Source organism: Kineococcus indalonis, assembly GCF_009906395.1.
In the GTDB taxonomy this organism is placed as follows: Bacteria; Actinomycetota; Actinomycetes; order Actinomycetales; family Kineococcaceae; genus Kineococcus; species Kineococcus indalonis.
Window position 1 is genome coordinate 1 of the sequence record NZ_JAAALM010000060.1, and the last position, 12,402, is coordinate 12,402.

Annotated in this window: 10 protein-coding genes and 1 pseudogene; 3 read left to right on the plus strand and 8 right to left on the minus strand. The window is 66.7% G+C overall.

Annotated elements, in window-relative coordinates; translation table 11 throughout:
• The coding region (locus GTR00_RS05175) for an LGFP repeat-containing protein (RefSeq protein WP_240899444.1) at positions 1–876 on the plus strand (876 nt) is incomplete at its 5' end.
• Positions 877–1,073: 197 nt separating this feature from the next.
• On the plus strand, positions 1,074–1,784 hold the full coding sequence (locus tag GTR00_RS05180) for a hypothetical protein (protein ID WP_166610568.1): 711 nt from the start codon (positions 1,074–1,076) through the stop codon (positions 1,782–1,784).
• Positions 1,785–2,514: 730 nt separating this feature from the next.
• Here GTR00_RS05180 and GTR00_RS26285 read toward each other — a convergent pair.
• Positions 2,515–3,300: a DNA/RNA non-specific endonuclease gene (locus GTR00_RS26285; protein WP_407659609.1), complete on the minus strand. Its 786-nt coding sequence runs from the start codon at positions 3,298–3,300 to the stop codon at positions 2,515–2,517.
• A 201-nt stretch (positions 3,301–3,501) separates the two neighbouring features.
• Here GTR00_RS26285 and GTR00_RS23505 point away from each other — a divergent pair, with 201 nt between their 5' ends.
• Positions 3,502–3,705: a hypothetical protein gene (locus GTR00_RS23505; protein ID WP_240899445.1), complete on the plus strand. Its 204-nt coding sequence runs from the start codon at positions 3,502–3,504 to the stop codon at positions 3,703–3,705.
• A 584-nt stretch (positions 3,706–4,289) separates the two neighbouring features.
• On the opposite strand, the gene GTR00_RS05190 is transcribed toward GTR00_RS23505, so the two are convergent.
• From GTR00_RS05190 to GTR00_RS05215, 7 genes and pseudogenes are all read right to left on the minus strand, one after another.
• A complete protein-coding gene (locus GTR00_RS05190; protein ID WP_166610570.1) occupies positions 4,290–7,025 on the minus strand; it encodes an ATP-binding protein in 2,736 nt (911 codons plus the stop codon).
• Between the two features lie 59 nt (positions 7,026–7,084).
• Positions 7,085–7,924, minus strand: a complete 840-nt coding sequence (locus GTR00_RS05195) for a hypothetical protein (protein ID WP_166610571.1) — start codon at positions 7,922–7,924, stop codon at positions 7,085–7,087.
• A gap of 479 nt (positions 7,925–8,403) precedes the next feature.
• A protein-coding gene (locus GTR00_RS05200) for an IS5 family transposase (RefSeq protein ID WP_407659607.1) occupies positions 8,404–9,287 on the minus strand; the annotation gives its coding sequence in 2 pieces (ribosomal slippage) (positions 8,404–8,940 and positions 8,943–9,287; 882 coding nt in all).
• A gap of 96 nt (positions 9,288–9,383) precedes the next feature.
• Complete coding sequence (locus tag GTR00_RS05205) at positions 9,384–9,686, minus strand: hypothetical protein (protein ID WP_166610572.1); 303 nt, start codon at positions 9,684–9,686, stop codon at positions 9,384–9,386.
• A 174-nt stretch (positions 9,687–9,860) separates the two neighbouring features.
• Complete coding sequence (locus GTR00_RS05210) at positions 9,861–11,789, minus strand: Helicase associated domain protein (RefSeq protein WP_240899446.1); 1,929 nt, start codon at positions 11,787–11,789, stop codon at positions 9,861–9,863.
• 12 nt (positions 11,790–11,801) lie between these two features.
• A pseudogene (locus GTR00_RS26290) lies at positions 11,802–12,095 on the minus strand (zinc-ribbon domain-containing protein); the annotation flags it as partial.
• A gap of 63 nt (positions 12,096–12,158) precedes the next feature.
• On the minus strand, positions 12,159–12,402 hold a 244-nt coding region (locus GTR00_RS05215; protein ID WP_166610574.1), incomplete at its 5' end, for a hypothetical protein.

The window sequence follows — 12,402 nt, forward strand, 5'->3', positions numbered from 1 at the left end:
CCCTCGGTGCCGGCCCCTGCACCGACTCCTACGCCCAACCCGGTGCCCCCGCCGGCACCCTGCGTGCAAGGCGCCATCCAGCAGCGATGGAACACCCTTGGCGGCGCCGGCGGCGTCCTGGGACCCCACCTGACCTGCGAGCTGCCCACCACCGACGACACCGGCCGCCTCACCCACTTCCAGAGCGGCTCCATCTACTGGAGCCCGGCCACCGGCGCCTGGGACGTGCGCGGCCTGATCGGCCAGCGCTGGAGCACCCTGGGTGCCGAACGCTCATGGTTGCGCTACCCCACCACCGGCGAGACACCCGTGCGCGGCGGCGCCTTCACCCACTTCCAAGGCGGCTCCATCTACTTCTCCCCCACCACCGGCGCACGCGAGGTGCGCGGAGCGATCCGCGAGGGCTGGGGGCGGCTGGGCTGGGAGAACGGCTACCTCGGCTACCCGGTAAGCGATGAGAAGAACACCGGCTCCTTCCGTGGCGCCTACCAAGACTTCCAGGGCGGCACGATGTACTGGGCGCCCTGGAGCGGCGCCCACGCCCTCAAGGGCGACATCCGCGACACCTACGCCACCGAGTACCCCGGTGAGGACCTGCTCGGCTTCCCCACCACCAGTGAGATCCGCACCCCCAATGCACGCGGGGCCTACAACCACTTCGAGCGGGGCTCGATCTACTGGACGCCCACCTACGGCGCCCACCCCCTGTGGGGCCAGATCCGCGACATCTGGGCTACCCAAGGTTGGGAGAACAGCCGCCTGGGCTTTCCCATCTCCGGCCCGCTGAGCTCCTTCGGCTCCGATTTGGAATTCCAGATCTTCCAGGGCGGCGTCATCAACTGGTGGCCCGGCGGCCACCACATCGAGTACAACTAGAGAATACACGATTGCACCGCATGCCGCTCAAGTAATCTGCGACCTGGAATGATTCCATGAGAAACCGTTCGTCTCGGACGCGTTACCCCACCGATCAGCACGGCGTTCGACCACATCATCTGCGTCCTGCGCTGACACGACGCCGGATCATTGCGGCAGGATTCGGAGCCTTCACGACCTTAGGCATTGCCAGTGCTGTGGGCACCAACATGTACACGTGGGGAAAAGACAAGCTTTTCCAAACTCTTAGAATCGGGCCGTCAAAACTGTCAATTGATGCTGTGCTCGACGATGCCATGCTCACTGGTGGTTGGATGGGTGTGGCTCCTGGCGCCTGGGATCGGTTCGACCCAGGACCTGATGCCGTCGAGGGGCTTTCGCTGATGCGCAACCACCTACTCGATATGGGGGGCTACGATGCCGGAGAGACGCCGATCCGTCTGATCTTGAGAGCAACAGGGGTGCCGGTCAGCATTCTCGATGTCGGCATCAAAGTCTTAGATCGCACCACACCCCCTGGTGGTGATTATGTGGCTTATGAGGGCCAAGGAGCCGACGAGGCCATCTACATTGCTTACAACCTCGACGAAGACCAACCTGTCGGCCTCGAACAGTTCGGCGACTACCACGACCAACCCTACTTCGACAGCCACACCGTCAACCTCCAAGAAGGCGCTTCTCAGATCTTTCGACTCACCGTGACAAGTTCTCGTGATGCCGTCACTTGGCAACTCAAAATTACCGCAGGAATCGGCGACGACGTGAAGCACTTCCTGGTACCAGAAGATCCCACAAAGGCCTACAAGACCGCTCCTAGCCCTGCGCCTGAGTCCACTCAACCGTACTGGAGGTGGTGGGGGTCATGGCTGGGAGGAGATCCCTATAACCAAAAATGGGTCGTCTCCTAAAACTTCATCGATCCTTTTCTATCTCGCTGGGCAGCACGGTTCCAGGCAGTGCGAGCGAAATCTCTGGTGGACCAGTGATTGCCGAAATCGTTCATACCACCAGGGGCTTCGCATGCTGTCTTACCCGGCCTGCCTACCTGCCTGTCGGCCTGCGGGAGTACTACCCGCGTGCAGAAGGAGTCACCCACGCCCTGAGCCTGTTGGCCGAGTCGCTGCGCCAGTGCCGACAGCGCATCGGCTCCCCGTGGCGGAAGCTGACGCCAGGCCGGCAGGCGCTGCTGATGCTGGCGCACCCGCGCAAGGGTGAGCGCTACGCGGGCCTGGCCGCCGGCGTCAGAATCGCACACGGTGCACCGGGAGCACCTTCCACGCCGTGGAGGACTATGAGCACGAGTTCCTGGCCGTGCTGGCGGCGATGACGCCGACGGCCAGGCCCGCGTAGCGCTCACCCTTGAGCAGGTGGGCCAGCATCAGCAGCCCCTGCCAACCCGGCTACGGCTTTCGCTAGGGGGAGCCGATGCGCTCCTGACGCCGATGCAGCGCGTTGGCCAGCAGGGTCAACGCGCGGGTGGCTCTCCCGCGCGGGTGGTACCCCCTCATGCACGCCGGACGGGCAGGTCAGCACGTGAAGCACCCTGGTGGTGCGGAGGAGCTCGACAACCCCCGTCCTACTAGAGGCTTCACTTGCTTTGTTCGCGAGCTCGCTCGTCATCGGAATGAAAGAGGCTCACTACCGGGTGCGGCCCTTCCTCCGTCCGGAACTTGGTGTACGCGGCTTGCCGCTCAGCAGAGGCGCAGTACTCGGTCTACGCGTGTAAAATTTCTTGAAAGGCACGGGCGTTTGCGCCACTCCGTCGAGCTTGTACCTGACGAGGATCGTTTTGGGAATCTCCGTCTCGCCTGCGTAAGAAATCTCTATCATTACCTCGACCGTGCCTCCCCTCCTGAGGTGCTTCTCCCACGTCGACTCAAGCGAACGCCAATTTTTATAACCTGCCACCGCACGATTCATGCGCCGAGGCATCGGCGCGAGGTTTAGCCTCTCGCCGGCCCCAAAGAACTGAGTACCAACGAGGTGCCCTCCGTCGTAGCCTTGGCCCCACCTGCGCTGCTCGCGGCCGTGGCGCAGATGTCTCCGCTTGGTCAGCGAGCCGGCTGGTCGATCCACGAGGTGCAGCTGATCAACCTGCACTTGCACTACCCGTCCTAACCGGTCAGTCCGGTAAGTCGCGGACCCCGACAACCCCTCAGGAGGATCGAGGTGAATCGTCGCATTCGCCGGGGGCCTTCGTAAGAGTGGGTTCCACCCTTGCTGCTGCACAATGACACTCCCGTCCTCGAACGTCACGAGGTGCCGCCCGACATGATCACGAGGTCCGCTCAACTTCCTGCGCGGAACTCCTGATCCGGACAGGGTGGTCACGGCAAGCTCGCCAGAAGCATCGGTTCTCCACACGGACGGGTAGACGTCCTCCGGCCAGATCTGACACCCCGGTAGACGCTCGACGCTCTTCATGTACTCGACGACATCACCTCTGTGCACTTCCCAGGGCACGTAGTGACGACGTACCTGTCCGCCTCCGTCGGTAAGGTAGACCCCTTCACCGGACACCTCGAACGTCGTCCACGGTGGCAAATCCTCCGCGTGCCGAGCTTGATGAAAGTCTGCCGCGGTCAGCCGTGGTGTTCCCACTGGAGTCTCAGCGTACCGAGGCTGTTGATCATGCAAGCCGCTGCGAAGGCGTTCCTGCGTCTGCTGGTGGTGCTCCTGCTGAATGGCCTCCGCACGTTTGCGAGAATGGTCGACGGCGTCCGCACCCTTGGCGTGCTCCTGTTCCAGGTCCGCAGTGACGCGGGCCGACTCATCGACACCTTTCATCTGCGATGCTCGATCATCGTAGATCTTAGCCTTGGCGTCTGACCGAACCTCTGAAACCGATCGGGACGGTGGCTCTGGCGTCTTCAGCTTCGACTCTTCGATACGAGCTTTTCCAGTATTCAGGGAATCCGATGCTGACTTAGGTTGACTGATGTCGTGCCCGACAGCCGGCAGCGCAGGAGTGTCAGTGTGGTGCCCATCCGTGCCTTGAGGATGCCGTGCGCTGGCGGCAGGTTCTGTAGAGCCGTTAGGCATCTCGATCGTCGACGACAGCGCAGTGCCGTCATGCTCCGCTGCCGCCGCGACCGTACGCTCAGCAGCTCCTTGGGCAACTGATGCTGTGTGCTCCGCGGCACCGGTGGCAGGATTCAACTGCGCCTGTGGATAGTGCCCAGCCCTCATCCAAGCTGGCGCCTCACGACGTGCTGCGACCGCCTCCCTTGCAACGCTCTTCGCATCTTCGCCGTCGCGGCGCGCGAGTTCGGCCACCATCTCGGGGCTCGACCCCGTCCGGCCAGCGCCGTCATCAACGTGCTCATGTCCAGATGCCCCTGGCGCCAAGTGCTCGGTCGAACACTCGTATTTGCGCGACTCGCTGCGAGGGCACATGCGGATTCCTCGTAACGTCAGACGGTAGAGGGCATGACTGTCCTACCCCACCGTCGATAGGCCTCTGTCAGCTCACCCGCGCCTTGCTCGAAGTTGTCGTACGACTCTCGTGCGAGGTGCAGGAGGAAGCACGCTCGAGCGTCGACGATGTCTGTTCCTCGAGCTGTAAGCGGGCGCTCGGCGGCGGAGAGGAGCGCATCAAGGTCGGTCCACCAAGTGCCGAACTTGTCACCTGCCTCGCTCATCTGCCTGAACGAAGCACAGAGCTCTTCCGTGACGAGGGCATCGGCACGCGCCCGGTACTGGCACTTGTGCAGGCACCCTGCGCACCCCGGGTACGGCGCTAGCGCCTCGGACACCGCAGCTTCAGCTTCGGCGAACCGCAGGAACCGCTGACGCACCTGGTCCCGGGTGGGCATCGGCGCGTCGTCGCTATCGGCGAACGCTGCGGCGGTCTTGCGCAGGTTGTCACTGCGTACGAGCGCAGCTTGATCAAGGGTGTCGTGGAAGATCAGTGTCGTCATCTGCTCCAGCGAGGCAGCGTGGCGCTCTTGATCCGAGTTAAGCCGCATGGTGCCACCGATGAGCTGGCGATCCTCTTCAGTGGGCAGGCGGTGCAGCACCTTCAGATTGGTGTTCTTGTACGCGTCGGGGACGAGCTTGGCTGGGTCCTGCTCGACTATGATCATGCCTTCGCCATACTTGCGGTTCTCCGCGAGCGTGTTGGCGAACGCCTCGGCGGCTTGTGCGCGGGCGTCGCCGCCTTTGGTGTCGCCGTCCTGGCGGACATCTCTGCGCAGCAGCCGGTGCGCTTCCTCGATGACGGTGACGTGCTCCAGGCGCTGTGAGACGGGGCGGTTGGCCTTGTAGTGCTCGGTCATGCTCAGGAGGATGAACGAACTGACCAGGGCCCGCTCTTTGTCGTTGTCTCCGATCGCGGCCAGTTCGATGATCACCGGCCGCTCGAGCAGCAGGCTGATCGGGTAGCCGCGGGCGCAGTCGAGCGTCGGTCCGCACGCACCTTCCCGCAGCGCTTCGGCGCGCAGGCGGGAGGCGGCGAGGATGTTGTCCCGGGTCTCACCCGAGTACTTCAACTTGTCGGTGACTTCCTCCATGCAGGTGACGAAGTCGGTGAGGGTGGGCCAGGTCATGTCTGCTTCGGCCACGTCCTGCGGGAGGAGACCGCGCTTGAGGTAAGTCGCCTTCAGCGCGCGGGTGAAGATGTAGGGCAGGGGGTCCCACAAGCCGTAGGCGGCGTCGAAGCACTGCAGCAACGCGGCTGCGTGGGCACCGATCCCGACACCGGCCGGTACTTCGAAGGGGTTCAGGCGAAAGGGCGCGAGCCTTTCGTTGCCCGGGGTGAGGACGATGAGGTCCTCGAAGTCGGGTTGCGTCATGAGCCAGCGGTAGTCGTCGTGGTCGGCGTTCACCGGCTCGATCACGGTGAAGGGCACCTTGATGTGGGGGGCGCGCAGTTGGCGCAGCATCGTCAGGACGGTGTTGGTCTTGCCGGATCCGACGGTGCCCACGACGAAGGCGTGCCTGGTCAAGGCGTCAACGTCGATGCCGATGTCACCGGCCGGCTGACCGTTGAGCAACTGGCGTCCCAGGGTGATCGAGCGCTCGGAGGGGTTCCACCCGACCTCGTTCGCCAGTCCAGGGCGCAGCACGGGGAACCCGGGCAGGTGGCCGTTGGCCGCCGCGGGCAGCCGGAAGGCTGCGGCGGCCTCGGCGCTGTCGACCAGGTCGACCAGGCCCTTCAGGGCGGCCGGTGGTGCATCCGGGCGGCTCCACACCGCGTCCCCGCCCCACGGTGTCAGGGACAGGCTGGCCAGGTCGTCACTGAAGGCATGGAAAGCATGCGCGGTGCTGGGGCGCTCAACGGTGTAGGCGGCGCCGGCGAACTGCTCGCTGAGGTGGCTGCGCCCGGCCGAGGACTCCGGCGGGCTGATCGTCGCTCCCACCAGCTGAGCCAGCGCGTCGTCGATGGGAAAGGGCGAGGCGAGGCTGATGCGCAGCCGGAAGCATGGGCCCCGGTAGCGCCGCACCGCGGCGGTGTAGGCGGGTTCGGCATCGACGGCGAAGGCGTCGGGGGTCAGCTTCACCGCGCCCCAGTACAGCGTGCCCGGTCGGTGCTCACCGTCGCGGGCCAGCCGGGTCATCGTCGTGGTGATGCTCTCCAGCATCCGGGAGAAGCCGGGGTCGACATCCACCGGCTCCAGTGCGATCGACAGCGTGATGGGATGCGGATGGCGCCGCAGGGCGGAGGTGAGCTGCCCCCAGCTGCTGGGTGCGACGTTCCACGGCTGGACGGCCAGCAGGTAGGCCACTTCGGCATCGGGCCGCTGCGGCGAGGCGGTGACGACCCGCTTGCGCACCTCCACCGCTCCCCGTGGGTGCGGGTCGAAGGGGTGGCAGGCCCGGCGGACGACGGTGTCGTCGAGCACCTCCTGCCCGTGCACGTGCCGGGGCAGGTCGGCCAGGCGCCGGCGCATCGTGGCGGCGCGGGCCGTAGCCTGCGAGCGGGAGCCGGCCACCACGCGGCCCAGCAGGAACAGCTCCAGCACGTCGGCGCTATCCGGTCGCAGCCACCGCAGCTCAAAAGTGCAGTCGAAGGCGCCCAGCAGCGAGCGCAGGAAGCTGGTGTCGGCCTCCAGCGCCTTGCGGCGCCGCTCCTGCTCACCGGGCAGCTCTGCGTACTCCTGCATCTCGGTGAGGTCAGCGGCGGCTGTCACCTGCACGGCGAAGCTCACCCAGTGGTCCCCCTGGGACTCCACGTGCACCAGACCGTCTGCGGACGGCTCCTCGTGCATCACCGCTGTGCCGACGGCGAGGCCGCCTCAGCGGGCGGCTCGACGGGCTGGCCGACGATGCGCGGCGCCTTGCGGCGCGGCGTGTGCCGCACGTCGATGCGAACGTCGTGCCCGAGGGTCGCCTGCAGGGGGAGGTCGATGTCGCGGTCGGCGATGTCGATCCCCTCCCGCACGGCGTTGTGCACGGCCTCGCGAAAGGCACGGGTGTCGTTCAGCCGCAGGAACCGGTCCATCGGTGTCTCGTACGTGAAGCTCTGGGCGATGAAGGTCAGCACCAGCGATGCCGCGTTGCGTCGCCGCCACAGCATCCACCCCAAGAACAGCCCCGTCCCGTAGGGGTGCACCGAGATGTACCCGGTGTCCTTGCCCTGGTGCAGCATGAGGTAGTTGCGCACCCCGTGTCCCCTGACGCTCAGGCGACGGGCCTCGACGTCCAGGGGCAGGCGGCGATCGCGCAGCACCTGGATGATGCGGGTGTACGCGCTCTCCGCTGCCTTGGCCTTGCTGTCGATCACCAGGGACCACTCGCTGATCGGCACGTCGGCCCGGCAGTACAGCAGGAGGATGACGAAGGCGATCAGCGACCAGAAGAACGCCCAGAAGATGCTGGAGAAGAAGAGCCCGAAGATGCTGGGCGCGTCCCCGGTGATCAGGGAGGAAGCCGCTTGGAAGTAGATCCTGGCCATACCGATGAGGAAGGAGACCACGAACACCACCACAGCACCGACCGCCGGGACCGCCAAAGCCCGGGTGAGGTCGGACAGCGCGATGCGGTCGTCGAGCTTGGCCTCCATCTCGTGGTACGTGAGGCGGTTGCCGAGGTACGTCTCGTTCTCCACGCGTGGCGCGGTGGCCGCGAAGGTGTGCCGATCGTGTTCTGGCCCGTAGGCGTCCGCAGGCATGCCCACCCCGTCCCGTGGAAGCGATCAAGCGAGCGCCGGCGCCGTGGTGCCGTCAACCCGGGAAGGACATCTTGGAACGCTCGGTGACGGCAGGCAAGAGTCCTGCACAAATCGGTCAGCTCAACGAATCGCTCCTGCGGCGTGATCAGGTGCGGCGTGATCAGGTGCGGCGTGATCAGGTGCGGCGTGATCAGGTGATGCGGCCACATGAGCGTCCTCCACCGCGCGCAGACCGGCGGCGCCGACGAGCTCGTCACCGAACCCGCTGAACTCGAGCAGACCCGCGTGCGGGTCTGAGGCACCATCCGGCGCCAGCTTCCCCACGCAGCCAGGCTGGTCCCGCAAGGCCGTGACGGTCTCGCGATCGATCGGGCTCAACCACCCCAGCCGCGGCCTAGGCCACGTCTGACGAATCTTCACTTGAGCCAGAGCAGCAGCGAGGCCAGCAACAGCCCGGCACGGTAGTGACGAGCGTGCTTGTCGTAGCGGGTAGCGATACCGCGCCACTGCTTGAGGCGGTTGAAGGCCCGCTCGACGACGTTGCGCCGGCGGTAGGTGTGCGCCTCGAAGCAGTAAGGGCGCCCGCCCGAACTGCCACGGGCGCGGCGGTTGGCGAGCTGGTCGGCGCGTTCGGGAATCGTGGCCGCGATGCCCCTGGCGGCGAGCAAGCGCCGGTTGGCGCGCGAGCTGTAGCCCTTGTCCGCGACCACTTGCCGTGGGCGGGTGCGCGGTCGACCCCGGCCGCTGCGAACCACGCGGATCTCGCTCAGCACGGCGGCGAAGACGGTGGTGTCATTGACGTTTCCAGCCGTCAGCACGATCGCCAGCGGCCTGCCCAGCCCGTCGACGGCCAGGTGGGTCTTGGTCGTCAGCCCACCGCGGGAGCGGCCGATCGCGTGGTCGATCGGCTCCGGCGATCGCCGTCCGGACCAGGTGAGCCCCCCGGGGGTGCGCTCCGGCTGGTGTTGGCGCCGTGCTGGTGCACGCGTACCAGCGTGGAGTCCACCGCGACCAGCCAGTCCAGTTCCCCGGCAGCGTCTGCATCGGCCTGCACCGCTTCCAGCAGCCGCTGCCACGTGCCGTCCGCAGCCCACCGGGTCAGGCGGTAGTAGGCGGTCTGCCAGGGCCCGTACCGCTCGGGCAGCTCTCGCCACGGCGAGCCGGTGCGGTACTTCCACGCGATCGCCTCGATCACCTGTCGGTGATCGCGCCAGCGACCACCACGCTGCGGCTTCGTCGAGGGCAGCATCGGCTCGATGCGAGCCCACGCCGCATCGGTGAGCACCTCGGTCTGTGGCATGTCGACCAGTGAACCGCCCCGTTCCATGATCTACCAGACATGGCCTAGGGTCGCGATGTCAGCAACCACACGCTGGCTCTGGAGCGCAACAGGTGGTCAGTTCTGCTTGAACGGGTGCTTCGAGACCAGCCCCCAGATGTTCTCCTCTCCCTCGCGCTCGGAGGCGCGAGCGCCCGCTCGGATGAGGAGTTCGATCGTGGTTTCCCTGTCGGCTCCTATCACGCGCGAACAGGTTTCCAACTTCCGCCAGGAGTGCCTGTCATCGTTCAGCATCTTCTGCAAAAGATCGATCCGCGTGTTGTCGAGGCTTCTCTTCTGGTAACCGGCCATCCACTGCGACGCGAGTTGGATGAGGCCTCCGACGAGAACACCGAGGAGGCCGAAGATAGCCGCAATCATGTCATCCTTCTGGAGGGGCTGAGGTCGAGTGGCTTATTTTCGTAGAGGTTCTTTGAACAGCAATCGTCAGGCGACGATCGACTTCCGCTGTGAACCCTCGGCAAGGTCTCGTGTTTAGCCGCGAGCTGCGGCCTGTGGGCGTGCATGGGCTGATTTCATACTAATCGACTTTCTCTAGTGCTGGCGGGGTGTGCTGGGTCGCATGGTCCAGGACCAGCCCGGCAGCTTCGAGAGGGCTTCGGTCCTGTCCTGCGGCATCTTGCCGTCGCGGTGCTTGCGGCGTTGCATGGAGCACCAATTGGACAGGTTGATCCCGTCGATGGTGTGGTTCCCGGGCAGCTTGGCGCTGTTGGTCTTCTCGATGGCTGCTCGCAGGGCGCGGAACGCCGTCCACCAGGCCGCGTCGTGGACGTTCCAGGCCCAGTGCGGCAGGCCCGCCAGGTCACGCACCTGATCGTCGGAGAGCTTGTCGCGCCGGAAGGCCTGGCGTTGCTTGAGCACCCAGCGCCCCAGCGGGAAGCCGTCTTGCACGTGGTCGACGGGAACCAGAGCGTGTTCGTGGTGCGCGATGAAGTCGTCCAGGGCGCTGCGCCCTGCGCTCCAGGGCAGTCGCGGGTCCTCACCCGGTGCGCTGAAGGGACCCGGGCGCAGCCCGACGGGCTCGCTGCCGGTAAGGCGTGCTTTGCCGCGCCTAGGATTGCGCCGGTGCAGCAGTCGGGGTGCGAGGGGGACGTGCTCGAACTGCCCGAGCGTCACCCGTGCCCTTTGCGTGGCGGTGGGTACGGCGGCGGTGGGTCGGGCGCCAGTGGTGGCAGTGCTGGTGGTAGCAGCGCTGGGGGTAGGGGTGGCCTGTGAGGGCCAGTAGGTGATGTGCTCGACCTCCAGCGCGGCGGCGAGGCGGGGGATTTCCCAGTGCGGTGGCGTCGCGAGCGCCTCGCTGACGCTGGCGTTGACGGCGCCAGTGATGGCGCTGGCAATGGCGCTGGTGACGGTGAAGGTCTCGGTGTAGCCGTCGAAGGCGGGGTGGCCTGCTTCCTTGGCTGTGGCCCAGCCGTGCTTGGCGGCGGCGGCTTTCAAGCACCGTTCCAGCTCGAGGATCGCCGCGCCGTCGTCGTGGGCGCGGATGTCCAGCACCGTGCGCAAGCCGGTGCCGGCGTGGGTGCCGAGCCGGGCGGCGAGGTCGTTGGTGATGCCGATCTTGAGGTAGGAGCCCTCCTGGGGCGTCACGGGTAGGTCCGCGTCGAGCGTGGCGGCGGAGTCGGTGATCATGTAGAGGTAGCCGCGCTTGGTGACCTGGAAGCCCCGCTCGGCGCAGCTGGAGCAGCCGCTGCCGCGCATGCGCCAGGCGGGGGCGGTGTCCCACACGCGCGGGCACGTCGAGCACTTCCACGTCCGGTTCTTCTTGCTTCCCGGGTGGACGGTGCCGGGATCCCAGCCGTGGGCCTCGGCGGCCAGGCTCGGGGCGATGCTGGCCAGGTCGTTGACCCCGGGCACCACTGTCTTGCCGGCGCACACGCCGCAGCCGGCGCCGCGGGTGCGGGTGCTGATGGCGATGGGACCCCAGGTGTGTCCGCAGCTCGGGTCGTGCCACATGCACCGCTTGCTGGAGCCGGCGCTGTAGCGCCGCGGGTCGACTCCGATGATCTGGGTGGCGATGTCGCGGTGGGTCTCGGCCAGCGACGTGCCTGCTGGCGGCAGTCGGCGACATTCGGGGCACTGCTGGGAGTGCCGGGTGCGGTTGATCGGCTTGGCGTTCCAGGTGTGCCCGCGCGTCCATTTCCACGGCAGCTTGCGGTTGGAGCCTTGGGCGATGCGGCTGGGGTCCCATTCGTCGGCTTCGGCGGCGAAGGGGGTGCCGGCGATGGAGTTGCCCGGCTCGGGCAGGTGAGCGTGCTGCTCCCGGCACGCCGCGCAGGGGATGACGGCCTTGGTGTAGGCCTTCGGGCTGGCGCTCCATTCGTGGTCGCACGAGTGGCACTTCCAGGCCAGCTCTTCGCGGAAGTTCGCGCGGTAGCGCCGCGGGTCCCATCCGGCCACGTCCAGGACAGCGGCCTGGTGGGTCTCGGCCAGGCTCTCGCCGGGGCCGGGGATGGTGCGGCGCATCGGGGCGCAGTCCCCGCAGCCGCTGCCTCGTCCGCTGCGCTGTGCGACCTGCATGGAGTAGACCTGGCGACAGTCGGGGCACCGCCACGGCAAGGCGGTGCTGGCACCTGCCCAGACGTCTGCCGGGTCCCACCCCTCGGCTTCCTGGGCGATGTGGGGAAAGCGCTCCAGCAGTGATCTGGTGGGCGGAGGAAGGCCCACGCCCTGGGTGCTGCAGCGCGGGCAGGTGAGCGATCGCTGGGCGCGGTCAGTGCTCCAGCGGTGTCCGCACACTGTGCAGCACCACCGTGTCGTTGCAGGTCCCACGTGATCATCGTAGGGCGTTCAGGCTCTCGCCGTGCCTTTCCTGAGGGTTCGGTGCAGGTGTTCTCAGGTGGGCAGGGTGTAGCGCCAGGTGGGGGCGAAGCCGGCGGGGTCGTGGTGGTAGCTGATGACGCCGGTGGCCGGTGGTGGTCCGCTGAGCAGCAGGGTCAGGGTGGTGGAGGTGCCGGTCAGGGGCAGCTGCTCCTCGGCGCTGGTGGTGCTGCTGGTGGTGCCCTGGTGCACGGCGGCGGTGGGGAAGACCCAGGTGGAGGCGTAGTCGTCGATGGAGATGCGCTGGGGGGTGAAGGGG

Bases quoted from the DNA above. Each gene is read 5' to 3' on its own strand.
- GTR00_RS05210 (WP_240899446.1), bottom strand. From the start codon at position 11,789: ATGCGCCGCACCATCCCCGGCCCCGGCGAGAGCCTGGCCGAGACCCAC.
- GTR00_RS26285 (WP_407659609.1), bottom strand. From the start codon at position 3,300: ATGAAGAGCGTCGAGCGTCTACCGGGGTGTCAGATCTGGCCGGAGGAC.
- GTR00_RS05205 (WP_166610572.1), bottom strand. From the start codon at position 9,686: ATGATTGCGGCTATCTTCGGCCTCCTCGGTGTTCTCGTCGGAGGCCTC.